The organism is Thalassotalea montiporae, from assembly GCF_053485855.1.
Map to the genome: position 1 here is coordinate 150,757 of NZ_JBQRUO010000002.1, position 26,911 is coordinate 177,667.

The following is a 26,911-nucleotide window of genomic DNA, read 5'->3' on the forward strand; positions in this document are numbered from 1 at the left end:
TATTGCTATTGAGGCTTTCATACCATTTGGCATTTGCCAAGCGTTACTTTGTAAGCGAGTTTTAGCCGCACGCCAGTTTTAGGCTTTAGACCATGACAACGTCAAACTGTTCTTGATTGTACATTGGTTCTGTTTGAACCTTAATTAGCTTGCCGATAAAGACTTCAAGCTCTGCTAGGTTGTGGTACTCGTCATTAAGTAAAGACTCACTTACCGCAGTGGATGCATAAACAATGAACTGATCAGCATCATAAGCACGATTAACACGAACAATTTCACGTAGTATTTCAAAACAGACCGTCTCAACCGTCTTTAACGTTCCTTTCCCTTGGCACGAGGGACATTCACCACACAAAATATGCTCTAAACTTTCTCGTGTGCGCTTGCGCGTCATTTCCACTAAACCGAGTGACGAAAAGCCGTGAATGCTAAATTTCACTTTGTCTTTTGCCATGGCCATTTCAAGGCTATGTAAAACACGGCGTCGATGATCTTCACTGACCATATCGATAAAGTCGATAATAATAATGCCGCCTAAATTTCGCAGCCTTAGCTGGCGAGCAATCGCTTGCGTGGCTTCCACATTGGTACTAAAAATTGTTTCTTCGAGATTGCGATGCCCAACATAAGCCCCAGTGTTGATATCTATCGTGGTCATTGCCTCGGTTTGATCAATAATCAAATAGCCACCAGATTTGAGCATGATTTTACGCTCTAGCGCCCTTTGGATTTCGGCTTCAACATCGAACAAGTCGAATATCGGTCGCTCACCTGGGTAGTACTCAAGCACGTGCGCTAAGTTAGGCACAAATTCTTGGGTGAACTCCATTAACTGATCATAAGTGAGCTTTGAGTCAATGCGAATGCGTTCAAGCTCAGTGCCAAAAAAGTCACGCAGCACGCGAAATGCCAACGACAAGTCTTGATAAATAGGCGCGTTAATTTGCTTACGTTGTTTTCGTTCACTGACTTTCGCCCAAACGCGACGTAAAAATTCTGCGTCATGCTTAAGTTCTAATTCACCGGCACCTTCTGCAGCGGTGCGAACGATAAAGCCGTGCTTATCATCACAATAAGGTACTACAATATCTTTTAGGCGATTACGTTCGCTAACATCTTCAATGCGTTGTGATATTCCGGCATGGCTGGCATTTGGCATTAATACTAGGTAACGAGAAGCAATGGTAATATCTGTGGTTAGGCGAGCACCCTTAGTGCCTAGTGGATCTTTGACGACTTGTACCATCAGGTACTGGCCTTCGTGAACAAGTGTGCGGATATCAGGCACTTGTTCAGGCTCTTTGCCATCGTCATTAAGCATGAGCTTAGAATGAATATCAGAAGCATGTAAAAACGCAGCTTTGTCTAAATTAATATCAACAAATGCCGCTTGCATGCCGGGTAAGACACGAATAATTTTACCTAGATAAATATTCCCCACTAGGCCACGCTTGGCCTCACGCTCAACGTGCAGCTCCTGCAGTACACCGTTTTCAATTAATGCAACGCGTGTTTCGCTTGGGGTAATATTAACCAGTAATTCACCACTCATGTACCACTCCTCTCTTCTATACCAATCCTTTAGCTAACCCTTGTTGTAAAAAGACAACACTCAACGGTTACTAACAATAATTTATTGGTTATTACTTCTAATCCACTTGCCTACTTAAAGCCGCCTCACCCACTCACCATGGTGACACACTAATTCACTATGGCGACACATGCCCAGTAATGCCAAACTTATTGAGCAATAATGACGTTTCATAAAGCGGTAAACCAACCACAGCAAAAAAGCTGCCATCAAGCTTACTGACAAACTGCCCACCAATGCCTTGGATGCCGTAGCCACCCGCTTTATCTTGTGGTTCACCCGTTTGCCAATAATCGCTAATCTCTTTTGAGGATAGCTGTTTAAACCACACATCGGTAACAATAACTTGTGCTTGAACCTCGGTTTCACTTACCGCGGCAATTGAAGTTAGCACTTGATGCCGCTCTCCAGAGAGCATAGTCATCATGCTGACAAAATCCTCAAAGCTCTCCGGCTTTCCTAAAATATGATTATCGAATACCACAGTAGTATCACTGCCCAAGACAACTAACTCGCCTTGGCTAAGTTGTTTTTCTTGGGCGGCAGCAAGTGCTGTTTGCGCTTTCGCAATAGCTAAACGGTGTACATAATCACTCGCACTTTCATCGGCTAGCACAGACTCGTCGATATCAGCAGGTAGGCAGCTAAATTGATAACCCAACTGACTTAACAGCGCCTTACGGCGTGGTGATTGTGAGGCAAGAATAAGTTCCGGTTGGGTCATGTTCACTAACTAAGAAATTTTAAAATGGCGACGTACTTTACGCAGCAGTAAGAAAGCCCAAGGCCATAGAATAACCGAGCTCATCACAGGATATAAATAGCTTGGTAAGAACACCACATCGGTTAACACTCGCTGCATCCAGAATACGAGCAAGTGGTAAAGCGCAGCTAACACACCAACGATTAGTGCTTGCTGCCATAATGAAAAGTTACGTATCTTTTGAAAGTTAACCGCGGCAATGTAAACAGACAAGGCCATAGCGCCTGCATGCACGCCAAGTGTAGACCCAAGCAATACATCTAATAGAAAACCCATCACCCAAGCGGTAAAAACGCTCACGCGATTTGGCAGCGCTAAACTCCAGTAAATAAGTACAACCAGCACCCAATCTGGGCGAAACGCATCGACACTATGCGGCATCGGCACTATGCTAGCAATTAATGCCAGTAGCAAACTTAGTACAATAATAATGCCGTTATTGGCTAGCATTGGCTGCCTCCTGTGCACGATTATTGGTTGAGCCTGTTGATTGCGTGCTCGACTGGCTATTTGACGGCTGATTGCTTGACTGCTTGTTTAACTGCTTTGGCGCAAAAATACTGGCTGGTTGCTCAGGCCACAGCAGTAGCAAATATCGCAATTTATCAATTTGTGCGACAGGCTTACTGTAAACTTGAGCGAATGGGCGAGACTCGTCTTTGCGCACCATGATCACATTCGATACTGGGTAACCTTCAGGGTATTTGCCACCCAAACCAGACGTTACTAACAAATCGCCGGTTTGTATGTCGGCACTATGGGGTACATGTGCATGTGACAAGCGATCTATTTGTCCTGAGCCATTAGCGATAATACGCGTACCGTTGCGGCTTACCCGCACAGGTACAGCATGCGTTAAGTCGGTAATTAAAATCACTCGGCTGGTGGTCGTACCCACGTGCAGTATTTGACCAACAATACCTTGTTCATCGAGCACGGGTTGGCCTTCATAAACACCATCGTTAGCACCGCGGTTAATCACAATTTGATGCGAGTAGGGGTCGCTATCTACTGACAGTATTTCGGCAACCATTTTTTTAGTTTCAGTGCGCAAAGGCGAAGCAAGCAGCGAGCGTAACCGTTCATTTTCTTGCTTCACAATGGCTAATTCCATCAGTTGCTGTTGAAAGTTCAACTCGTTAACTTTTAGCGCCTCATTTTCTTCAATCAGTTGCTGGCGAGTGACTAAGTTTTCCGCTGTCCATGTCATTAGTTCTTTTGGCGTATTCGCCATATATTGCAACGGGCTTACCACCGACTGTAAATAGCCACGTGCGCTATCAAAGCTTTGCATTTTGTGATCAAAGAAAATTAACAAGGCAGACACGATCATGACCAGTGCAAGACGGTGTTGAAGAGAAGGGCCATGTTTAAAGATTGGATTCATGACTAACCCAAGTGCAGGTTAAAGGAAAAAATGCCAGCGGCGCTGGCACTCTATCAGTTTTTGCTAAGAAAACTATTTGTATACGCGTTACTCATACGAAAGCTATTCATACGAAAAAAGGTCGCCGCCGTGCATATCGATCATTTCAATCGCTTTACCGCCACCGCGTGCAACACAAGTTAATGGATCTTCGGCAACCACTACTGGAATGCCCGTTTCTTCCATTAGCAAACGATCTAAGTCTTTCAGTAATGCACCACCGCCAGTTAGCACCATACCGCGTTCAGAAATATCTGACGCCAGCTCTGGTGGAGATTGCTCTAGCGCCACCATAATTGCACTGACAATGCCCGTTAATGGCTCTTGTAGTGCTTCAAGAATTTCATTGCTATTAAGTGTAAAGCTGCGCGGTACACCTTCTGCCAAATTACGACCTCGTACTTCAATCTCAATCAGTTCTTCACCAGGGTATGCTGAACCAATTTCGTGCTTGATACGCTCTGCCGTTGCTTCACCAATTAAGCTGCCGAAGTTGCGACGTACGTAGTTGATAATCGCTTCATCAAACTTGTCACCACCAATGCGAACAGAAGATGAGTAAACCACACCATTTAACGAGATAATACCAACTTCAGTGGTACCACCACCAATATCAACAACCATCGAGCCGGTGGCTTCTGATACTGGTAAGCCAGCGCCAATTGCGGCAGCCATCGGCTCATCAATTAAGTAAACTTCACGTGATCCAGCACCCAGCGCAGATTCGCGAATAGCACGGCGTTCTACTTGGGTAGAACCACATGGTACACAAATTAAAACACGCGGGCTTGGGCGTAAAAAGTTATTGCTATGCACTTGTTTAATAAAGTGTTGTAGCATTTTTTCAGTGACGAAGAAGTTGGCGATAACGCCATCTTTCATTGGGCGAATTGCTTCAATATTACCAGGTGTACGGCCTAGCATTTGCTTGGCTGCTAAACCTACGGCAGCAACACTTTTAGAGCCACCTGCACGGTCTTGTCGAATCGCCACTACTGACGGTTCATTAAGTACAATCCCTTGATCTTTTACATAAATTAATGTGTTCGCTGTTCCTAAATCGATTGATAAATCGTTAGAAAACATTCCGCGCAATTTCTTAAACATATGAACGCAATACCCTATAACTGTTACTGATTGGCCGCAGCAACGTGAATGTGCTTATCATTTCTGATTTTTTGATCGAGCTATCATAACCCAGTATTTATCTGATGTGTGCACTGATTCGCAAAAAATCACGCTGAATGGCAAGTTTTTTTTCATATTGGAGATCAAGCGGTTAAAAAAACAGCACAGAAAATGCAATTGACAAAAATCTACCGGCTCAATCAGCTGCCACAAACGAAAAAAGGCAGCTAATTATCCTCACCAAAGCATAGTTAGTACTTGCTAATTAACCTCAGGTTTGGGTAAGAAATAGTGAATAACAAATCATTTCAAATGCTTATGTTGATCGCTGTCTTCTAGCGAGAGATTTTTGCTGATATCAAGGCAAATTTGCGCGTCAATAGCTAGTCTATTGCAAGTAAATTTAACGCTGGTAGCAGTAAAGATAACCGCTAGAAGCACATTAGTTATCCAGAGCTGAGGTTAATTAACTTCTCGCCAGTAGATTATGCGATCGTTACCGCGATAACGGCCAAAGGTGGCAATCGCTGAGGCGTTGTCATCATGTATGAGTGTTTCGTCCCAATCATATTTCAACCATGCAGGGCTTTCATAAATCACATTAGTTTGCCCCTGATTATTTACGCCAGGGGCAAGAAGTGAAAAATCTGTAAATTCACCGCCACTCAATGTGAGCGTTGATAATGACTCAACACTAGTCGCAGGGCTTGGCAAACTTGGTATATCAATATTAGAAAGCGACAAGTCAGTAAGTTCTAGCACTGTGAAACTATCATCAGTATTCAATTGGTAGACATTACTATCGTTAAGAAATTCAACGTAAATATTCTGTCTTAGATTGCTTGTTTCAGGCCCAAAGCTATTATCAATAACCAAACGGCCAAACCTAACGTTGAATGTTTCGTTTGAGCTATTCACAAACGGTTTTGGTGTGATGCTTTGCCTACTATTCGCCGTAACGCCATCATCATCTTCAATTCGGGTTACAGTCATAGTAAATTCTGGCTCAAATGGCGGGATTTCAGCATTCTCTTCGTGAGCATACGCAAAGTTATCCATTGTACTGAGTTCATAATCAACTTCACCCTTTTCAATTCGAGCAAATAGCTGATTATTGGTAATAATCTCTGCCTTTGATATCGCCAATTTAGTATTACTTAGTTTACCATTTTTACTATCTTCAGTTGGTAACTCAATGGTAATTTTTGACTGCGGTAAGCGCATAAAGTCGCCGATATAATTTTGCGTCACTTGGTCATCACTGTTGTAAGCGGTAATAGTAATTGTAGGCTGCTGCTGGTATCTAATACTGCCGTCTCCACTGGCATCTTCTTGACCTGAATACACCCAGTTCACTTGTGGCTCTACTGACGTCAAGGTTCCATGATTGTCAATTGCAGGTATAGCATTAGCATCTACTTTCACGGTTTGAATAAAATAGGCAGGAATAAAACGACCAATATCTATGGCAGTTGTTTCGCTGAGGCTGTTCGCATTCCACAACCCACCATCAACAATAAGTGCGGGGGTTTGATCGCCAAAGTTGGTATCAGAAACATCAAGTGTTACTAAACCAACTTCGCTGTATTTTGCTAATGATGTTTCGTATTTTCCTGCGGAAAACAGCGGTTGAGCAACAGAATTAGTGACATTAGCTGGCGTCCCAGAAGTTATGTCAGCCAAAGCAGGAAGGTTTAAAATACCTTCTACTGCGGCAGCATCAGTTGGGCCTGTTCTCTGTAAGTTTATTTGTAAATTACTCGGTTGATAATTAATGGTCGTCGAACCGCCGTAATTGACAGCCTCAAACGTAACTTTAAAAGGCGTGCTCGCAACATGCCTGATTAGTGAATCGGCAGTAGTACCATCTAAGGCACTACCATCGTTTTTCTCGACCAAGATATTGATGTAATGCGGTTTAACCCAAAAAGCTCCAGAGTTGCCCAATAAGGTAAAGCCCGGTTGCGTTGGTAAACTGGCAGGCTGTATATACCTTGCTGCTAATTGCACTTGGCCAGCATCGTTATGAATATTACTAGGTAAGGTTGCTTTGCCATTTGCGTCAAAGCTAAGGTTTACATCTTCATAGCCACTGCTGATATCAGGTATGACCTTGCCGCCAATAGTGTATGGGTTGCTTCCCTGATTGTTCGGTGTAAGGTAGCGCAACGCTAAGTCAACACTTCTATTTTGATTAGCGAATAAGGTTTGACACTGGCCACTACCATTGTCTTGCTTTGCTTCTATCGTCACATTTTGTATTGGTAACCCTGCGGTGCCATTTTTAACCCCATCAAAAACGAACCCAGCCGTTGCAAAAGCGATATCACAGCTTTGGGTATTGCCACCTAAATCACCGCACTCAAAAGTATTGTCTGCACCTAAATTTAAACTGAGCGTTGCATTGCCTGCTTGGTTGTAATTTATCTCGGCGCGATTAGCATTATTTAAGGCAGGGCTTTGACCATTAGTAAGTGATATCGTACGGGTTAGGCCACCGTTAATTGCTAAAGTGACATCTGTGGTGATGGCGCTATCGATATTGGTGCAATCGCCATTAGTACAGGCAACAATTTGGATCGCCTCTGGTTCACAGGTTAGCCCCAATCCGTCATGGCGAATTTGGAAAACACGCTTGTCATCCACGCAATCGGTACCCACCAACATATCCGCTTGAATTTCTGCTTGAGTGAGCACCTTATTGTAAATTTTGACTTCGTCAAAACGGCCTTGCGAAGATCGCGTTGATGGGAAATTACTTGCATCGCCACGCGCATAATTCGACGCATTGTCACCGAAGACAATTTGATTGAGGTCGCTCATTTGACCATTGGTATTAAAATTTAAACCCGCACGCAAGTTACCATCAACGTAGAGCTCAAATCTGTCATCAGGATAGTTCCAGGTCGCTGTCACATAATACCAAGTATCTGCTGTCCGAGAACTGGAGCTTGATTCCTGAAATGAAAAGTCTCTATCTCTGGAGTCTTCAAAACTGAACTTTAAGCGACCATTAGCGGCAATTTCTAAAACAAAATACTTGTCTCGCGCTGACCCGCAATTAGGGTTGCCATTACATGAGGCATCAAATAGCACGCGCTCTCTACCCGCATTCCAGTTGATATCACTATTGAACCAAAAACTGATGGTACCGCGCGCGCCAACGTCTTCGTCGATATCTAGTGATGAACGAAAGGCATTGCTAATCGCCGTACTTGCGTTTTCACCAGCCGAGTCAAAGCCACGACAAAATTTGCTATCGGTATCTAATAGGCCACCAATGTTGGTTGCGTGATTATTGCCGCCACTCATGTCATCAATTTGGCTCGAGATATCACTTTGTTCAAAGGTGTAATGAGCGAGTAAGCTACTAGTTGGACATGGGTGCCTTTCTTGAAAAATATTGTTGATTTGTGCGCCAGATAACGCGCCGCGATACACTCTGACTTCATCCATATCACCGGTAAAGCGATTGGCCGTTTCACCGCCATCTGTTTCACCACCAATTGAGGCTGGGCCGGATGCTGTACCCCAATTACCTGTGTAGGTATTAATGGTGCTGCCACCAGTTATTTGTTGGGCGACCCCATTCACATAAATCTGACGAGTTTTATTTGCACTATCGTGCACTGCAGCAACGAATGTCCAAGTATTGGCTGGAATTGAGCTCGCTGTATCAACACTAATGGGATTTACGCCACGAGAATAGAATCTTAAACGGCCATTGCCAGGGTCGCCAAGGCTAAAACCATAGCCTCTATCTGAGTTATTTTCATCATCAATAAAGATGCGAGAGCCGCGATCCAAGTTACTAGGGTTTATCCATGCAGTAATCGTAAAACTGCCTTGCAAATTATCAAAATTACTGGGTAACTCTACGTAATCATTTACCCCATCAAAACTGCCATAGCGACATGTACCAGGATCACCCGCTAATGCTGGCAGGAGCTCACTGGTAACCGCGCCATTAATAGCGGTTGCGCTAAAGTTACCCGTTTGATCGGCTACTTCTCCCGAAATGCCATTCCAACTTTGTTCATCCATACGATAGTTTGCTAACAATCGTACACAGTCATCACAGCGCACTTCAAAATTGTCATAACGAACGTCATTGTCGTTATCGTAGGAGTAAAGGCCTGTTGTTTGTAACGATGGAATCTCATTTGATGACAATACAAGCGACATATTATTGCCCCCTGCATTGCCCAAACACACGCCTGTACCATCCCCAGTCACCACCACTTTCATGGTGAAATTGTTTCCTGCACTTGTTCCTGTGCTAGGCGCACTATCGAGCAGGGTTGGAACACCACCAGCAACTTTCACTAAATCAAGTTGTCGGTACGTACCAGGAAATGACGTGTTATTTCGGTAGCTAGTACCTATTTTTGTCCAACGCGCTAGGTAATAGTTGCGCTCGTCTTGATAACCAAAAACAATACCTAAGTCGTTGTTTGTTGGGCGGGAAGCATTAGAGGTGATATTGGTAGTGATACTAAACTGGCGCGCAAAATCGGTACCTAATGAGCCAAAGTCATAAGCAACCATACCAAATTCGTTGTCGTTGCCCTGAATATTTAAACGGTTACTGCGAATATTAAACGTTAGCGACTCTCGTCCATTGCCGGTGTTGAGAATTGAATCGTTCGGCCAGTTACTTACCGTGCGATTAAAGTCAACTCGACTCCATAGCCCTTGATCACTGCTAAAATTGTCAAATGTGACCTGTTCAAAGCTATCTGCTGCATCGCAAGTAATGGCAGCTTTGGCAGAATTGGACACTAAGCTCAGTAGCAAGGTGAATAACCAGAAACAATAACGCATTACAAACTTCTCGCTTCTACTTCAATGGTTCTTAGGGTTTGAACTTCACCAGCAGTGCATTGCCCACTTGCCGTGATTCGATAATAAGTGACCCCATCAACAACAAAATCATTACAGCTAAGTGCACTAACACGACAGCCATTTAAACCATCTACACCGCTCAAACTATTAAGCACGCTTGGAATAGTATTGTCGCTGCTTCGGTTGCTTACAGGATCTGGCACACCACAACGTTGGGTGCCTGAAGATACAGGGAAAATCATTGATAAACGCTGTTGTGCGCCCACATTGGCAGCTTGGTATGCGCGAGTCCCTAACACTTCATACGCAACTGATTGAGAAGATGTTGCTAGCATGCGTGTTAGTGCTGTACCCAGTAACAACATAACCACTAACACAAAAATCGCTAAAATAAGTGAACTACCATGCTGTTTAACTTTGGCTTTATTAAGGGAATATTCTGAATTTCTTTGACGGATTAAGCGATAGTTAAGGTACATTCAACACCTGCACTTCATTGTTAAAGATCACTTGTTCGTCGCCGCGGATAAACCTGAGCTCCGCACGTGTAATTGCATTTCGAAATTGAGATGCCGTTGCTAATTCAAATGGTGCGTAGTCAGGAATGGCATCACTAGGGTTGTTATTCGGTATTTGTAAGTTTTCTGCCATTAATACGCGATTTTGCACATTGTTGACCTGCTCATAGCGGTAAAGCTCTGTGTTCTCAACACAATACCTTATGGGTTGACTAATAAAATATAACCGCTGTGTTGGTGAATCTTCAGCAAAGTGAACATTTAACGGGACATCAAGCTCAACTGTACCTGTATCAGCATTTGCTGAAATATTCACATTATCGACAGGATAAATATAATCAGTATTACTGGCATACAAGTCGATTTCATTTATCGGATAGACAGCAACACTGTGATTGTTATTTACATTGTTAGCGCCGCTAAAGTTGATAATGCTTAGGGTATCACTAGCGGGCTCTGGCGCTACCGGAATATCTTGGTAAATAGTGCTCGCCACAATCGGCATAAACTCAACACATTGCGCACTCACGCTGGTAAAGTTAGTTCGAATACTGTTTGGCAAAGCCTGTCGCAATTCCCGATTTAATCGCTCAACGGCAAAGCGCGCGCTAGCAATTAACTCATCACGCGCAGAAACTTCAGCATAGGCTTGGCTACCAAGGCGAATAAAACTGCCAATACCAACAGAAGTAATACCTAATAATACGATTACCATGACCATTTCAATCAAGGTAAAACCACGTCTACGGCTCAGCATTAGAAGTTTACCTTGTAACTTGTAACGACTATGGCATCGCCGTCTGGTGGAATAACGCGCAGTTCAATTAATTTCGCATTAGCGATTCGACCATCATCAACACCGTCATAATCGCCATCATAAAACACATCGACAATTAGTCGAAAACCAGTATATAGATCGTTGGCAAACGATGTATTACCCCATTTACTTAAATCAGCACAATCTAGGCCTTCGGGGTTTTCAGGATCCGCTTTGTTAATACAAAGATAGTCATCAACGTCGTCGTAGAGTGTTCTATTACTTTCACCGTCATTACTTACGAGATCACCAGTGTTTCCAGAGACTAGCAAATTATGCGCTGTACAAGGGTTACTGCTTGGCTCACCACATCGCGCAATACCACCTGCATGATCTGAGTTTTCATCAAATGATCGCGCTAAGATATCATTCATCACCGTTTGAGCAAGCTCTGCTGCTCGCACTTGTTGAAGCTGGTTGGCACTTTGCACGGTTGCTGGCATCACCAAACTAGTGATCACGGAGAAAGAAATCGACAAGACTACAATACCTATTATCAGCTCAATTAGGGTAAAGCCTAGATTGTGCGAATATTGGCATTGTTGTACCCGGTTAATTGATTGAATGCGCATACCAGACTTGTTAGTCCGCATGAATAAACCCCTGTGATTCAATTACAATACGAAGCGGTTCATCACCCGTTATTTGGATAGCACAATTGTTGCCACAACTTGGCCTGCCCATTTGATCAAAAATGATGGTATTAGCTGATGCTGTCGTTGAAATCGTCACACCTGAATTAGCAGTATTTAGCTCTGTTAAGCGGGTAAAGTCATTGTCGCGATCGCCAAAATCACTCGTAAAGCCATTACAATTAGCATTATCCGGAATACCTAAACGCGTGCTGTCAATCAGAATGCGATTACATGCACTGGCATCTTGATTCATCGCGCGTTGCTGAGCATTACGCAGTATTGCGATAGCTTGGGTGCGATAGCTATATTCTTCAAAGCCATCAGAGCCAGTAAAGCGAGGGAGAATAGTGACAGCTAATACGCCGATAATAATAATAGTGACAATCAACTCTAGCAGTGTAAAACCCAATTGAGTGTTAAGTGAGCTGAAACTTTTAGGCAATGCAGGTTTATCGAAAGAGAGTGTCTCTCGTCTAGCGCAGTTAGTTATTTTCAACGAATTATTGTCCACGCCTGCTACCTTTCCTTACTCATGCGACAAACTTGAGTGATAAACAACGTTCGATTAACGTATTTATACTATTGATTAGTATACTGTTAACAGTTCAATAGTCCAAATTGCTTAACTAGTACCAAGACTGCTAAATATCAGATAAAAAAAGAGGGCTAATGAGCCCTCTTTTTTGTTGTATTCAGCTTATTAAATTACAAACAGTCAACTACTTCAATATCAGGCGTGCCGTTTACAGCGCCAACTTCTGTGTAATAAGCAAAGCAGTTATTATTCGCGCTGCTCGTTAAAGATGTTGGCAGCGTTACGCCTTTCGGGTAAACAACAATGCTACTTGCTACGATAGCAATATTAAAATCACCATCACTAGAAACATCTATATCAAGTAAGCTCGTAGTCCATTCACCTGTGTCATCTGAACGAGGGTAACCAAAAGAGATATCAACGTCTGCACCGTTTACGCTAACTGTTGGCTTGTTACTTTGAACATCACCATCCGCGTTTTGGTTGCCAACAATTAAAGACTTACTATGAACCAAAGTTGAGGCACTCTCCATTGATGCTTTAACTGCGTTCAAAGTACCAGTTCGCGCGTCATCTTGCAGATCAATAAATCTAGGCGCTGCAGTAGCAGCTAAAATACCTAAAATAACAATTACAACGACGAGTTCAATTAAGGTAAAACCTTTTTGCTTCTGTAATGTATTCATAATACGACTCTTTATTTATTAATAATTAACGTTTTTATCTTAAAACTATATTAGTTGTTAATATAAACAACTACGGAGCTGTTCGCAGGATTGTAGGTAAATAAATTACCCGTGCCAGTTGCTGCCCCTGCTGTTGGCGCAATAAAGTTACCGTTAGCATCTTGATTGAGTGACTCTTTCAAGTAAAAAGCACAAATATTAGAGCTGGCTGGCGGTTGATTGGCAATAATAGTTGCTAAGTAGCTTGCACCACTATTGTTATTTAATTCGCCAATGGTTGATTCTATGACCGGAGGTTGCTGTAAAATATTCTGCCAAATTTGTACACAATTGCTCACGTCAAAAGCTGCGCCTAATGTCGCACCATCCGTCAGACCTGTAACATAGCCTGGTCTAACGTTCGTCTGGTTGGCCGCAGGAGTTGTTAATACAAGATTAACGCCATCATAGTTGACTGAGTTAACCGTAGCATTGTTGATACTGCTCTCTGGGCGCCCTTCCGCTTCCCATTGCGCTCTTACGAGTGATACCGCAGTAGCAAAACCACCTGCCATACCTTCAATATTCGCTTGCTTAGCTTGGTCGGTTAAGTCTAAAAACTTTGGAATAGCAGTAACGGCTAAAAAGCCCAATATAACGACCACAATAACCAATTCGATTAAAGTAAAACCTGATTGTTTTTTCATGGGTACACCCGTAAATTCCACATATTGCTAGATTCTAGCAATGAATTGTTACATAAGTCACTGACTTTTGGCCTAACTTTAGGTCATTTTCAGCACAAAAATACATACCAGCTTGTATTAGGTTATAGCAGTACTTTACCGCTATGTCGCTGATAATCAAAATATTGCCCTTGGGTAAAATAATATCGACAAACTTTATCTATGCTCAAGTTATCATTATTTTCTACTGCTACCGACTGAGTGTTAAGCTCTAATACTGAAATAGGCTGATTTAGCAATTCCAGCGGCATATCCAGTACCAACTGCCAAATAGCTTCGCAGTTTATACCATCTGGCCAACCAAATTGATTAACCTTTACTTTATTGGTTTGTCCTAAATTATCGCGCAACTCGATAACCTGTGGGCGGCCATCCATCAACCATTGACCATGAATCGCATTGACTTTGGTGGTAAAGCGATTCGCCAAGGCACGAAAACCCGCCTCCTCAATTGAGCTTTCTTGCTTAAAGAAAGCGTATAAAAAATTCGCCATTAGCAAGGTAATCAACACGCCAATAATAATTAACTCAAGCACGGTTCGCTCTTTGTGCTCTGCCACTACTTGCTTAAGCATTACTTACCTTGAAATGCCGAAGCCATATCCCACATTGGCGTAAATATACCAAGTGCGAGTACCAGTACCATTGCCGCAACAATCACCAATAAGATAGGTTCAATTCGCGCTGTTAGTGTACTTAAATCATAATCAACTTCGCGTTCATAATAATCACCCACTTCTTCAAGCAGTTCATCAACGCGGCCCGTTTCTTCCCCAACCGCCACCATTTGTAATACTAGTGGTGTGAATAAAGTGCTAGTGAGTGACGTGCGTAACAGGCTTTCACCACTTTCAATACCTTGGCGCATTTTGATAATTTTATCGCGCATATAATCGTTATCAACGGCATCAGCGACTAAGCTTAGGCCAGAAGTCATCGGCACACCGGCTTTAAGTACTATTGCGAAGCTATGGGTAAAACGCGACAAAATTGAACGCTCAATGATGCTACCAACAACAGGAATTTTTAGTTTGCGTTTATCCCATTGATAGCGTCCTGCTTCCGTTTTCACATATGCGCGTATACCGATAATAGCGGCAATCAAGCCAGCTAACATATGAGGCCAATAATCAAGGAAGAAGTTTGAACTATTGATCAATAATTTAGTGGCAAATGGTAAGTCTGCACCTAAGCGGGAAAACATATTTGCAAAGGTTGGAATAACAAAAATGTTGAGGATGACAATGGCGATAACAACCGCTGCAACCACAAAACTAGGGTAGCGCAACGCTGACTTTATTCTTTTTCGCGTTTCTTGTTCGCGTTCAAAGTAGGTCGCTAATTTTAAAAATGAACCATCTAATTGACCGGTATTTTCACCCACATGAATAATCGAAATAAACAAAGAGGAGAAAACCCTTGGATGCTGATTAAGCGCAGAAGACAATGCATAACCGCCCTCAAGCTGGCTGGCAACTTCAGCGAGTACTTTGCGCAGCTTTGGTGATGCACTGGATTCTGCTAAACCATTAATGGCTCGCAAAATAGGAACGCCAGAGCGCATTAATGCGTACATTTGGCGACACAGTACTATCAGATCATCCAATGCTACTGGCGAAAAGCCCAATAGCTCGCCAATATCAATATTTCCCGTCGATACTTGCTGGTTTTCTTTCCCTTGTTCAATCGATACAGGCGTAATTTGCTGACGCGCTAATAGCTCAGCCACAGCATTAGCAGTGGTTGCTTCTAATGAGCCTTTTACTTGACTACCTTGCGCATCACGCCCGATATAGTTAAACATTGCCATGATTTAGATTAACCCGCCACGTCTACGGTTTCGACTAACCTTAGCACTTCTTCAACACTGGTTATACCTTCAACGGCATAATCAAAAGCGGCTTTAGCAAGCGGTTTAAATGTTGGGTGGCGTTTCGCTTGTTCAGTAAATGCTTCGGTGTCTTCTCGTTTTAACGCGGCCATCATTGGCTCGTTCATTTCTAGTAACTCAAACACACCGATACGACCACGGTAGCCAGTATACTGGCACGATTGGCAGCCTCTGCCATGTTTAAAAGATATGCTATCGCAATCTAATCCGGTTAGGTTATTTAGCCACATTTTTTCCTGTGCATCTGGACGGTAGTCTTCAGTGCAGTTTTCACAAATTCTTCGTACTAAGCGCTGGGCAATGACAGCACGCAATGAACTCCCCACTAAGAAACCTGCTGCGCCCATATCAATCAAACGCAGTGCACTGGTAATCGCATCATTGGTATGCAGGGTTGATAATACCAAGTGACCTGTTAATGCGCCTCGAAGACCAATTTCTACGGTTTCACTGTCTCGCATCTCACCCACCATAATAATGTCGGGATCTTGTCGCAATGCTGTGCGCAGTACACTAGAGAATGTTAGGTCAATTTTACTACTTACTTGCACTTGGTTAATACGCGGTAAACGATATTCAACCGGGTCTTCTGCGGTAATAATTTTCTTCGACGATTGGTTTAATTCGCTTAGCGCGCCGTAAAGCGTAGTTGTTTTACCGCTACCCGTTGGGCCGGTCACTAACACCATGCCATGTGGGCGACTTATTTGATGGCGTAAACGCTGCACCAATTCAGGTGGCATACCGGTTTCATCAAGCGATAAAATGCCCGCGGATTGATCAAGCAAACGCATCACCACAGACTCACCATACTGCACTGGCATGGTCGACATCCGCACATCAACGTTGTGGCCTTTCACTTGCAAATTAAAGCGACCATCTTGCGGTAAACGCTTTTCAGAAATATCTAGCCCAGCCATCAGCTTTAACCGCAATACCAAAGCGGCAGCAATTTTGTTCTCATTAAGAATGTTCTCTTGCAGCACGCCGTCAATACGCTGGCGAATGCGAAGTTGCTTCTCATCTGGTTCAATGTGAATATCAGAAGCGCGCATTTGCACAGCGTCTTCAAATACCGATTGCAATAATTTGCCTACTGTTGCATCACCACCATCATCAAAGGTGGATGACATATCAAAATCAGAGGTTTGCTCGTACTCTTGCTCTAGTTGGCTGGCAAACGATTCAATCTCAGCGGTACGACGATAGAGGCTGTCGAACGATTCAAATAGCTGCGACTCCATCACCACCGCAAGTTGAATGCGTTTTGGGGCAAGCATTTGCTCTAGCTGATCAAGTGCGTTTAAGTCGGCAGGATCGCTCATACCAATCAGCACGCTGTCACCGCGATCTTCCATCACAAGTGCACGCAAGCGGCGGGCATGAACTTTTGGCAATAGCTTAGCCACTTCGCCCGGCACACGCAGTTGGCTAATGTCCATAAATGGTACATCCAGCTGCTGCGCTAAAAATTCCAGTAATTGACGTTCGCTGATATAACCTAACTCGATCAACACATCACCAAGTTTTCGACCAGAGGTTTTTTGGCTATTCAGTGCCTGCATTAGCTGATCATTACTGATAATGCCTTCGTGAACCAATAAGTCACCCAGACGCATTTTTAACTTTGGTGCAGCCATCGTCTATTCTCCTAATTCTGTCATTCGTTGCTGAGCAAACTGCTGGGTTTGCAAAGACAATCCACCAACCGCTAGTGCCTGCTGGTATGCATTCAAAGCATCATTAAATTGGCTGCTTTGATCAAATGCAATTGCTAGCCCCAAGTGCCACTTAGCTTGGTTAGGTTGCAGTAGCACCAACTGCTGGTATGCGCTAACGGCGGCTGATAATTGTTGATATTGCTGCGCAACCGTCGCCAACATCGATTGATATTCAACCTGCGGCACATTAGCTAATGCCACTAAGGTTTCAAAGGCTTGTGCCAATTGCGGTGATGTTTGTGCTGATAACTGGGCGGCACTTTGAGATTGGCTTTGCTGGTAGTTTTTCAGCAGTATTTTAGCCTTCATTAAACGAAAATCTGGTTCGTTGGGCGATAAGCTAATTCCTTGATTAAGCAGATTCATCGCGGCTTGATTCGCCCCTCTGGCAAACCAAATCGCCGCCAGTTGCTTTCTCGCATTTTTACTTTCTGGAGCAAGCAGTAAGGCGTCTTGCAACAATTGCTCAGCTTTTTGCCCTTCTTTTTCAGCCATAGCGCGCTCTGCTTGATTCACTTTTTGAACTGCAAGCTGGGCAGAAGTTAACTGTTTTCGAGCAATCGTCAATGAAGGCTTAGTGGTTAAGGGCTTAGTGTTTAGTGGCGCAGGTTTAGGTTCTTGCTTAACAGGTTCTTGCTCAATAGATGCCTGTGTTGATTGCGACAACAAAGCAGATTGCGCTTTTGGCTGATTTAATTCAGCGCCTTTCAATACCTCTTCTTGGACTTGTGTATTCGAGCGATGCTGTTGCACCTCTGCTAATTGGTTTTGTTGTGGTTCCAGCGACTGAGTCACAGGCTCCGCACTAGGTATTGTTTGCTTCGCTTTAACATCAGCTTGAATGTCTGTTTGTTCGCTATCTTTTTTAGCGTCTTTTTTAGTGCCATTTAAATTGGGCACTTGCTCAACATCAGCCATAGGTAAAGCTGTTGATTGGCTATTTGTGCTGCTTTTAGCATTGGTATCTGCTTGAGTTATAACATCTTGCTGAGCGACATGGGCTCTAGCTTGAGGCGATGTTTGCTGCTTTAACGACTGATTTTCATGGTAAAGCCAAAGTGCCGCGGCAATAATTGCTGTGATAAACACAGATAACACAATAGGAAGCACATGGGATTTTTGCGGCGCACTCACAACGACAGATGAAGTTACGGATTCATCTCCTGCCGGTGTATTTCGCTTCTCTAGGTCTTGGAGCATTTGATTAATGACGCTCACATGAATTCTCCAACAGGTAAAAATGGCCAAGTGGCACCAAACAACACAAGCAAAATAATAATGAGAGCAATCGCGAGATTACCGACCGTTAGTTTTGACCAAAAGCCGCTTATACTGCCGACAGGCGCAGTATCTTCAGTATCTTTAGCCGCTAACGCTAAGTGCTTTTGGGTTAACTCATATTGCCCTTCACCATAACCAAGCATCAACATTTTATGGCAAAGAACATTGACCAAACGAGGAATACCCTTACTCGTCTTAGTTAATTTTTGGCAAAGTTTGCTTGAAAATAATGCTGCACCTTTGTAGCCAGCGATGTTCAGGCGATGGCTAATATAATGCTCAACCTCTTCAGCCGTCATCGGCCTTAGCTGATAAGAAAAAGTGATGCGCTGTCGCAACTGCCTAAAATGTTGCTCGGCTAAACGTGCATCCAGCTCTGGTTGCGCAAACATTACGACTTGCAGTAACTTTCGGCTTTCTGTTTCTAGATTAGTAAACAAACGCAACGCTTCCAGACTTTCTTCTGGCAACGCTTGGGCTTCATCAACAATTAACACCACAGAGTGGCCTTTGCTATGCAATTCCAGCAGCCGAGTTTGAATACGCTGTGTTAGCAGCTGTACTGACATACGTTGTGCTTGTTTAACACCCAGCTCAACCGCTACTGCTCGGCGCAGTTCATCAGGGCTCAAGTAGGGGTTTGGAATATAGGCAGTAACAAAATGGTCAGGAATATCGTTGAGCAATTTACGACACAGTAGGGTTTTTCCTGTGCCTACCTCACCAATGACTTTCAGGAAGCCTTCGCCTGTTTTTAGCGCAGTAAGCAATACCGCAAGCGCCTCGTTATGCGGCGCTAGCCCAAGATAAAAGTTGGTATTAGGGGTTAGCGTAAAAGGTAACTCTCTTAACCCATAATGATAAAGGTACATTGCTCGCCAAATTACTATTTAGGTTAATGTTGGCAGCAAACTGCCAACATTATTATTCGCTTTCAGGAAACCACTGCTTCAATAAGGCGCGTGCTTCTTGCAGCTGATCTTGCCAAGTATCTTGACCAATCACTACAGGCTTGAGCATGATCACGAGTTCTTTCTTCTGAGTTGATTGCGATTTGCTCTTAAACAACTCGCCCATCAGTGGAATATCGCCTAGTAATGGGGTTTTCGACTCTAAATCGACTTTTCGGGTTTCTATCAAGCCGCCAATGACAACGATTTCACCCGATTGAGCTCTAATAATTGTATCTGACTCACGAACACTACTTTGTGCCAGCGGCAGTACAACATCTTCTTGGTTGATGGTCACTGTTTTTAGCTGCTCTTGCGTCAAAGTTACCGACGGGTGAACATGCAAAATCACTTCGCCATTGGCATCAATTTGTGGCGTTACATCTAAAGCAATACCTGAGAAGAATGGTGTTAGGTCAATTTCTGGCGTAACCGTTGTTGATGTACCCGTTGTTGTTGTACTTGAGACATCAGTGACAAAATACTCATCTTCACCAACTTTAATCACCGCTTTTTGATTATTAGTTGCGGTAATTCTTGGGCTTGATAACACCTGCACATTACCTTGCGTTTGGAGCAGCTCAATAACTCCTGAAAAATCAGCATTTAAAAAGCTAATTGAAGTCGTGCCCCCCAACGCTGACGAAATGGTATTGCCAGCAATATTGCCTGTCGTTGAGAAGTTTAGATCAGTGCTTTCAACATGACTTAAGACATTGTCCCAGCGAATACCTTGTTGATAATCATCATTCAAGGTAACTTCCATGATTTTCGCTTCAATGATGACTTGGCGACGCAAGTGTTTTTGCGTATCGTCGATAAACTTCTTAACTGATTTAATTTCGCCAGGAAAGGCTCGCACAGTGACCAAACCTGCCTGCGGAGAAACAATAACAGAACGGCCATCTTCTGTGCCGACAAGTGATTCCAATGTATCTTTTAATTCTGTCCAAAAATCAGATTCGTTCTCAGTGTATAGGTTGATACCACTGCTGCCGTTTTGGTTGTTATTGCTTGAGCGGTTATTACTGTTATTGTTGCTACCGCTATTGTTGAAGCTACTGTTACTGTTGTTGCCACTGTCTGGATCGTTTTCAGAAACGCCACCAGAGTTAATACTGGTGCTCGAAGTGCCATAACGCTTAACGAACAGGTAATTCAATGGGATCGTTTCAGTGCGCATTCCTGCTGGGTATACCTGAATTACTTTGCCAAAGCGCTTAATGTCGAAGCCATAAAGGTCTTGCAATACAACTAAGGCCTCATCAATAGTGACATCTTTAAGGTTCAACGTGATATTGCCAGCGACTTCAGGATGCACCGCTGCGCTATAGTTTGAATCTTCCACTAAAGCGGCAAAAAAGGCTTTGGCGTCAACATCAACGGCGGCAATATCTAAACGCTTTTCGGCTAACAATGATTCTTTGGCATTGTTCATGGTTTGCTGCATTAATTCTTGCTGAACCGCATTTGGCAATTGAGTCAATGGCTTGCGTTTATCAGCAGCAGATTTATCTGCCATGGCTTTGTCGAGCTCTTGCTCAATAAATGTCGGTTTATCTGGAACCGAAGTACAGCCAGCTAAGGCAATTAATGAGCTTGTTACAAACAGATAAATGGGAGACTTTTTCATAATAACTTCTTTTATTTGTATGTCACGACAGAACGAGAAAATAACACTAACTCTTTGCTTTTATCTTCCGATTGAAGAACAACCTGTCGCTCACTAATATCGATAACCTGATAACCGTCAACTTGCTCGCCTAGGCTAACAAGTTGACCACTAATAATTGCTTTATGCTGCACGGCACTCTCGCCTTGAGGCGAAGTACCTGCTGATGGCGAAATAATTGATTGCAAGACCAATTCGCCAGGCTTACGCGTCGCTGAGTCGACATTCGCTGATGCTAAACCTGCTACTAAAGGCCGAGTTGGATCGCTCGAAGCGTTAGCCACGGCGCAACTCGATGCAATGACTAGAGCAAGGCTGAGTTGACTAAATACCTGCTTTTTACTCACTACTTTAAACACCAATAAATTCCCTTGCCGTACTTAAACTGTATAACGTTACCGACAGCTCATTGTTTGGGTATTCAGTCACTTTTAAATCAAACTCTTGCCAGAAAAACTTCCATTGCAATTGCTCCAGCTCGGCTAAATATGCCTGAAGCGCACTGTAACGTCCGGTTAATGTCAGCTTTATGCCGTGTCGATACAAGGCGACAGTGTCATCACTATTTCCAGCGGTTTGTTCAGCGCTATCTTCCGGCCCATTACCATCATTACCAGTAGCGTTTTCACCTGCTTGATTTAGCTCGTTTGCTTCGTCTTGAGCTTGATTGGCAATAAATAATTCACTTGGCGCAATCACTTCAAAAGAAGACAGTGACACACCAGGCTGCAACGCCAATAACTCAACCAAAGCAATTCGCATTTGCACTGGGTTAATCAACTCTGACGTTAGCGTTAATAACTCTTCATCAATATTACTAAGTAAGGCTTTTTGCTGTTCAATTTCTTTGCTAACCGCCTCATTTGGGTCGGTAATCAGTGCTTCTTGATAAATATTGATCGATGCTTGTGCAGCATTAATTGAAATTTTTAAGTCTTTAATTCTCGCACTTTCTTGCTGTACTTTTTTGATATTAGGCTCTATTGCAAAGGTAAAGCCCAAGTACAAAATCAGAAATAAACCACCAAATAAGATAATGTTTTTTTCACGCTTAGTGAGCAGTAAAAACTTCTCTTGGTATTGAAGCCATTGTTCCATTATTCAGTCTCCTCAACCAAGTTATCTGTTGAGCTCACCTGAAATGAAATAAGCTTGTCGTCAGATTCTATCAAACGCATTTGCTGAAACACCTGCCCAGACAATACTTGTGACTTTTCAAAATTGGCTAACCAACGCGGTACAGCACTCGCTTGACGCGCCATACCCGCAAAATAAAATTGACGCTCCTGAATATTAATATGAGTCAGGCTAATATTAGGGTTATGTAATTGCGAAAGCTCAGCCATGGCAGACGCAAACCCCCCAATGTAAGAATACTCAGTATTGGTGAGGTGCCCATATAAATAGCGTTTGTTTCTAGTAAGCGCTTTTAAGCTCGCCAGTTCAGCGGTTAGTTGACTGTCAGCTTTAGCGGAGATTTGTTGCGCCTTCAACTGCTCTAATTGATCATTAAGCTGCTGATTCTGCTCGTTTAGTCTTGCCAACTCTTGCGCTGTTTTTGACTGTTGCCAATGGCTATAGCTAGCACCAGCAAACATCACAATTAGTGCCAGCCCCCAAATAGTAATAACCGTTGGTAAACTTAACCAAGGTTTCTTCGGCACTAACTCCGCTTGCAGCAAGTTGATTGATGACTTAATCATGAGTCACTTGCTCCTCGCTACTTGTTTGGCTCGATGCCAACTGGCTTGCACCAATTGCCGCTGCATACATCGCTTTATCTTGATGCTGCTCACTAAAAACAAATGCCTTAACCGGCGTATTAGTATTTTCCGCCAGCTTAGTGACGATATAATTCTGCGTTTTGATCGGCAGAATCACTTGAATTTCTTTAATTGGTGCATGCTTTAATTGGCGTTCAAAGTAGTCAGAGGAGCGCTGAATTTCAAGGCTTAACGAATCTATCGCACCAAACGAAAGCTCTTCCATTGTTTTACTTGCCAGTTGGGCGTAACCTCGAAGGCGTCGATGGAAGAAGATACGCCCGTGCTTGACGATTAAAATCACCACTTCTTCATTTGGCTGCTGACAGACAAGCAATACGGCGTGCTCTTGAAATGGCACTAAGCTAGCAAACGCAAACTCTTCAGTGGAAATTGTCGCGAGCTCAACGATGCTACCCGACATTTTCTCAACAATTGCCTGTAACGCTGATTTAGTTGAAACCACTACGTTAATCTTTTCTGCACCACCTGATAGCGTTGGACCAGAGAAATAGTCGAGGATCATTTCCTCAGGAGGGATAGTCACTAGGTCTTTGATCTGCCACTTTAACGCGCCAAGAATCTCATCAGTCGGTACATTCGGTTTGTCTACTTGCACGATTTGATATTGCGCGGGCGCCAAGACTAAATGACCTTCGGCACTTAACTTGCCTTCGCTAGCAAATTGTTCAAGTGCCGCCAATTGATCGCCATTCGTTACAGGAAACTGATGGTAATGGTAATCGCCTTGATCGGTGGCATAACAAACTGCCAAGGCATCATGTCGAAATGCCAAGCCAACTTGGTGTGCGACTTTTTTGCCGCGAAACAGCTTAGAGAATTTAGAGGTTAACGACATCCAATGGTTCTTATTTTTTATTCCAGTATGGTACAGCTATACAGCTTCATTATCCCTTATTCACTTTGATGCGCAAGTTTTTTAGCAACAAAAACAAGCTTTAAGTCACGTTTCTCTGGGCGGTAAATGAATCGCTTAGCAGCACCTAATACGGAGTCTATTTCACGCATTTTAGATATTGAGAATAAGTTACCCCACTTTACTTTCGATATCGTCACTTGAGACAATAACTATACCTATGCTTTAACTTAGCTAAATAATTGGCTCAACAAACGTCTATTTACTAGTCGTCTAGCCGCTCGTTTAGTCTGTTTAGCCCATCGATTATCACTTATGTCACCACTACAAATCATCGAACACCCAGTATTTAAGGCACATCAAATTGAAGTATATATTAAGCGCGATGATCTGATTCATCCGATTATCTCTGGAAATAAATGGCGTAAACTAAAGGGCAACTTATCCTATGCCAAAGCAAAAGGGTTAAAGGGCATATTGAGTTTTGGCGGCGCTTATTCAAATCATTTGCATGCCCTAGCCTATGCATGTCAGCAACAAGAATTAGCAGCAAAAGCAGTTATTCGTGGTGAACCTGAATACCTTACCAATTACACCTTGAGCTGGGCAACGCATTGGGGCTTGGAACCTATATTTGTTGATCGTCAAACCTATCGTCAACGAGAACAGGCTGAGTATCTAGCTACACTCGCGGCACAATTTCCAGACCACTTAATTGTGCCAGAAGGCGGCAGTAATGAATTGGCATTATCTGGGCTTGCAGAGTTAGTCGACGAACTGAATCAGCAGATAAGCTATGACACTTTAATGTTGCCCGTTGGCAGCGGCGGCACCATCGCTGGCATTATTAACGCAGATCAGTGCCAACATCAAATTCTCGGGATTGCAGTACTCAAACAGGCCGACTATTTACGTAAAAATATCAATCAACTACTCTCAACTAGTCAAAATCAAACGGCTAAGACTTTCAATAATTGGCAGCTACTAACCGAATTTCATCGCGGCGGTTATGGGAAGTTTACTGACCAAGATTGCTTGCGTTTAGCTGAGTTTATCGCGGAAACGGCCATCCCATTTGAGCCAATCTATTCAGGGAAAATGGTACTAGCATTGTTGGATTTGGTAGCACAAGGGTACTTTCCAGTAGGCCACAAAATTGTATTACTGCACACTGGTGGGCTGCAAGGCCTTGGCGGGCAGATAGAACGAGGATTACTACCAAACGAATTCATTAAGGCAATACAATCGCATTTGCCATCTGCGCCACAGGTTCAGTAAAGAAATGCCCTTGGCCGCCAGTTACGCCAAGGTGAACTAGAGTGCGCCACTCTTCCTTACTTTCAACACCCAACGCATAAATTTTTACACCATGTTGCAAGCAGCGTGCTTTTAAACTTTGAATGAAAACCTGATTTTCCATTTTCTCGTGCACTAAATAAACAATACTACGGTGCAATTTAATATAACTGATCGGGCAATCTCTTAAGTAGTCAGTACTCACCACGTATTGCCCTACTTTATCAGCCAGTATTTTTACGCCCAGCTCATCTAAAAGCCCCACGACTGGTGCTAATTTATTTAGATGCGTGACTAAATGATATTCGCTAATTTCAATAATTAGCCGATTGGCAATGTCAGGTACCTGCGCCAATTTAATAAACATTGCTTCGATAAATTGTTCGTCAAGTAAGGCATCTATCGAGAGATTTAAACTGCATGCATCGGGCTGTTTACTTTCGTACTGCAATAAACGGCAAACTTGCTCAAATACCAACAGATCGATTTTGGCACTTAAGCCACATTTTTGCGCCATCGGTAGGAAAACGCGTGCACTGGTTAATTGCCCTTGGCTATCGCGCACTTTTGATAATACTTCGTGATGAAGAATTTGATCGCTTTGGCTCGCTATTACAGGTTGAAAGAAGATAACAAAGGCATTTTTCTCAATGGCTCGCTCTAAAAATGTACGCCACTTTAGCGAGCCTTTCGCTGTTTCCGCTGCAACTTCTCCTGTGTCATACATAAACCATTGCGACGGGCCTTGAAGCTGTGCATTACGCAATGCCATATCCGCTTCAGCCATCACTTTGTAGGCTTGATTTTCGCCTGCAAAACAAACAACGCCCATATGAACAAACTCTTCTTGAGCAACACCAATCGGTAATGGCACTTGGCTAATACTCGTGAGTACGCGATTAGCAAGCTTTTCTGCTTCATCTGCGTAAAAACCGGGTAGCAATAGAGCCAGTTCAGCTTCATTCGGGCGTGCAATAAAATAGTTATTAAAGTTAACAAGGCGTTTTTGAATCAAGCCAATAGCTTGTTCGACAATATCCAGTGCTTGCTGCGCACCATAAGCTGTTTGAACCGTATCGAAATCCTTAAAACAAACTAGCATGACACAGCCTCTTGAATCTTCTTCTTTGAGCAATGCATCTAAGCGATTGTTAAAGAATTCTCGGTTACCAACCCCTGTTTCAGGCTCTAATAAAAGTCTTTCACGAATTTGTAGCTCTGCCTGACCTTGACTCGCTTTTGCTTCTTGCAGCTTCTGTAAAAGTTCTGCAATTGACTCACTGATCGGCTCTTTCGCTTGGATTGGCTGATATTTACCATGAATGCGTGATAAGGCAACCCAATTCTCCAACGCGCGAATCGGGTCAAAAGATAAAGTGAGTGTTTTTGATAAACTGCCACGAATTGCCAGCACAAAAGCAACAAAAACGATATTAAATGCAATAAAGAGCCAAGAACTAACGAGTAGATATACTGGATGGATAAAAACCAAAGTTAAGGTGTCGTTGCTCACCTCTCGTAACAAGGTGCAATCAGATGAAGACAACTGCTCGTGATAAAGCGGTAAACCCGACTCATTATTAAAAATTTCGACCAGAGAAGCGGGATACCATTGATTAGTCGCCTGCATTATTGCTTCAGCTTGCTGATTTTGTTCAAACCAAATTGCGCCCAGCGCAAAAACAACGCTTGCCAAATAAAGTAGCAATGCACCAAGTTCAAACCGTTTAATAACCGCTTTTAATGTATGCTGGAAGATATGCGGCACAGCAGCCTCTGACAAAATTAACT

General features: G+C 43.2%; 24 protein-coding genes. 1 reads left to right on the forward strand and 23 read right to left on the reverse strand.

The annotated features are described in order from the left end of the window. Nucleotides 1-85 precede the first annotated feature (85 nt). From rng to ACSLUR_RS07400, 22 genes are all read right to left on the reverse strand, one after another. Nucleotides 86-1,552, reverse strand: coding sequence for a ribonuclease G (rng, locus tag ACSLUR_RS07295; protein WP_116001424.1), 1,467 nt, complete (start codon nt 1,550-1,552; stop codon nt 86-88). Between the two features lie 157 nt (nt 1,553-1,709). Further along, complete coding sequence (locus tag ACSLUR_RS07300) at nt 1,710-2,315, reverse strand: Maf family protein (protein WP_448553196.1); 606 nt, start codon at nt 2,313-2,315, stop codon at nt 1,710-1,712. A gap of 9 nt (nt 2,316-2,324) precedes the next feature. After that, nucleotides 2,325-2,804, reverse strand: coding sequence for a rod shape-determining protein MreD (mreD, locus tag ACSLUR_RS07305; RefSeq protein ID WP_116001428.1), 480 nt, complete (start codon nt 2,802-2,804; stop codon nt 2,325-2,327). Next, on the reverse strand, nt 2,791-3,741 hold the full coding sequence (mreC, locus tag ACSLUR_RS07310) for a rod shape-determining protein MreC (protein WP_448553199.1): 951 nt from the start codon (nt 3,739-3,741) through the stop codon (nt 2,791-2,793). Before mreC ends, mreD begins: the two co-directional genes overlap by 14 nt. Nucleotides 3,742-3,843: 102 nt before the next feature. Then, entirely contained in the window at nt 3,844-4,887 is a 1,044-nt protein-coding gene (locus tag ACSLUR_RS07315) for a rod shape-determining protein (protein ID WP_116001432.1), read from the reverse strand. Between the two features lie 483 nt (nt 4,888-5,370). Continuing rightward, nucleotides 5,371-9,732, reverse strand: coding sequence for a LamG-like jellyroll fold domain-containing protein (locus ACSLUR_RS07320; protein ID WP_448553201.1), 4,362 nt, complete (start codon nt 9,730-9,732; stop codon nt 5,371-5,373). After that, on the reverse strand, nt 9,732-10,232 hold the full coding sequence (locus tag ACSLUR_RS07325; RefSeq protein WP_448553203.1) for a hypothetical protein: 501 nt from the start codon (nt 10,230-10,232) through the stop codon (nt 9,732-9,734). Before ACSLUR_RS07325 ends, ACSLUR_RS07320 begins: the two co-directional genes overlap by 1 nt. After that, on the reverse strand, nt 10,222-11,028 hold the full coding sequence (locus ACSLUR_RS07330; RefSeq protein WP_448553205.1) for a PilW family protein: 807 nt from the start codon (nt 11,026-11,028) through the stop codon (nt 10,222-10,224). The genes ACSLUR_RS07325 and ACSLUR_RS07330 overlap by 11 nt, the downstream gene beginning before the upstream one ends. Next, nucleotides 11,028-11,681: a prepilin-type N-terminal cleavage/methylation domain-containing protein gene (locus ACSLUR_RS07335; protein ID WP_448553207.1), complete on the reverse strand. Its 654-nt coding sequence runs from the start codon at nt 11,679-11,681 to the stop codon at nt 11,028-11,030. The genes ACSLUR_RS07330 and ACSLUR_RS07335 overlap by 1 nt, the downstream gene beginning before the upstream one ends. After that, nucleotides 11,671-12,234, reverse strand: a complete 564-nt coding sequence (locus ACSLUR_RS07340) for a type IV pilin protein (RefSeq protein ID WP_448553209.1) — start codon at nt 12,232-12,234, stop codon at nt 11,671-11,673. Before ACSLUR_RS07340 ends, ACSLUR_RS07335 begins: the two co-directional genes overlap by 11 nt. 194 nt (nt 12,235-12,428) lie before the next feature. Continuing rightward, entirely contained in the window at nt 12,429-12,944 is a 516-nt protein-coding gene (locus ACSLUR_RS07345; protein WP_448553211.1) for a prepilin-type N-terminal cleavage/methylation domain-containing protein, read from the reverse strand. A gap of 50 nt (nt 12,945-12,994) precedes the next feature. Next, nucleotides 12,995-13,630, reverse strand: coding sequence for a type II secretion system protein (locus ACSLUR_RS07350; RefSeq protein WP_448553213.1), 636 nt, complete (start codon nt 13,628-13,630; stop codon nt 12,995-12,997). Between the two features lie 122 nt (nt 13,631-13,752). Beyond that, entirely contained in the window at nt 13,753-14,244 is a 492-nt protein-coding gene (locus ACSLUR_RS07355) for a hypothetical protein (RefSeq protein WP_448553215.1), read from the reverse strand. Further along, the gene (locus ACSLUR_RS07360) at nt 14,244-15,479 is read right to left on the reverse strand and encodes a type II secretion system F family protein (RefSeq protein ID WP_448553217.1); all 1,236 of its coding nucleotides are present in this window, start codon (nt 15,477-15,479) and stop codon (nt 14,244-14,246) included. The genes ACSLUR_RS07355 and ACSLUR_RS07360 overlap by 1 nt, the downstream gene beginning before the upstream one ends. An 8-nt stretch (nt 15,480-15,487) precedes the next feature. Further along, nucleotides 15,488-17,200, reverse strand: a complete 1,713-nt coding sequence (locus ACSLUR_RS07365) for a GspE/PulE family protein (protein WP_448553219.1) — start codon at nt 17,198-17,200, stop codon at nt 15,488-15,490. A 3-nt stretch (nt 17,201-17,203) separates the two neighbouring features. Next, nucleotides 17,204-18,499 (reverse strand): tetratricopeptide repeat protein, encoded by a 1,296-nt coding sequence (locus ACSLUR_RS07370; RefSeq protein WP_448553221.1) that lies wholly within the window; start codon nt 18,497-18,499, stop codon nt 17,204-17,206. Beyond that, nucleotides 18,496-19,434: an ExeA family protein gene (locus ACSLUR_RS07375; protein WP_116016948.1), complete on the reverse strand. Its 939-nt coding sequence runs from the start codon at nt 19,432-19,434 to the stop codon at nt 18,496-18,498. The genes ACSLUR_RS07370 and ACSLUR_RS07375 overlap by 4 nt, the downstream gene beginning before the upstream one ends. Before the next feature lie 52 nt (nt 19,435-19,486). Then, nucleotides 19,487-21,145, reverse strand: coding sequence for a pilus (MSHA type) biogenesis protein MshL (gene mshL / locus ACSLUR_RS07380; protein WP_448553224.1), 1,659 nt, complete (start codon nt 21,143-21,145; stop codon nt 19,487-19,489). An 11-nt stretch (nt 21,146-21,156) separates the two neighbouring features. Next, nucleotides 21,157-21,543: a hypothetical protein gene (locus ACSLUR_RS07385; RefSeq protein ID WP_448553226.1), complete on the reverse strand. Its 387-nt coding sequence runs from the start codon at nt 21,541-21,543 to the stop codon at nt 21,157-21,159. Continuing rightward, complete coding sequence (locus ACSLUR_RS07390) at nt 21,536-22,282, reverse strand: hypothetical protein (RefSeq protein ID WP_448553228.1); 747 nt, start codon at nt 22,280-22,282, stop codon at nt 21,536-21,538. Before ACSLUR_RS07390 ends, ACSLUR_RS07385 begins: the two co-directional genes overlap by 8 nt. Further along, complete coding sequence (locus ACSLUR_RS07395; RefSeq protein ID WP_448553230.1) at nt 22,282-22,887, reverse strand: PilN domain-containing protein; 606 nt, start codon at nt 22,885-22,887, stop codon at nt 22,282-22,284. The genes ACSLUR_RS07390 and ACSLUR_RS07395 overlap by 1 nt, the downstream gene beginning before the upstream one ends. Further along, nucleotides 22,880-23,806 (reverse strand): hypothetical protein, encoded by a 927-nt coding sequence (locus tag ACSLUR_RS07400; RefSeq protein WP_448553232.1) that lies wholly within the window; start codon nt 23,804-23,806, stop codon nt 22,880-22,882. Before ACSLUR_RS07400 ends, ACSLUR_RS07395 begins: the two co-directional genes overlap by 8 nt. 333 nt (nt 23,807-24,139) lie before the next feature. On the opposite strand from ACSLUR_RS07400, the gene ACSLUR_RS07405 reads away from it, so the two are divergent. After that, complete coding sequence (locus tag ACSLUR_RS07405) at nt 24,140-25,102, forward strand: 1-aminocyclopropane-1-carboxylate deaminase/D-cysteine desulfhydrase (protein ID WP_448553234.1); 963 nt, start codon at nt 24,140-24,142, stop codon at nt 25,100-25,102. On the opposite strand, the gene ACSLUR_RS07410 is transcribed toward ACSLUR_RS07405, so the two are convergent. Continuing rightward, nucleotides 25,056-26,903: an EAL domain-containing protein gene (locus ACSLUR_RS07410; protein ID WP_448553236.1), complete on the reverse strand. Its 1,848-nt coding sequence runs from the start codon at nt 26,901-26,903 to the stop codon at nt 25,056-25,058. The genes ACSLUR_RS07405 and ACSLUR_RS07410 overlap by 47 nt on opposite strands. Nucleotides 26,904-26,911 lie beyond the last annotated feature (8 nt).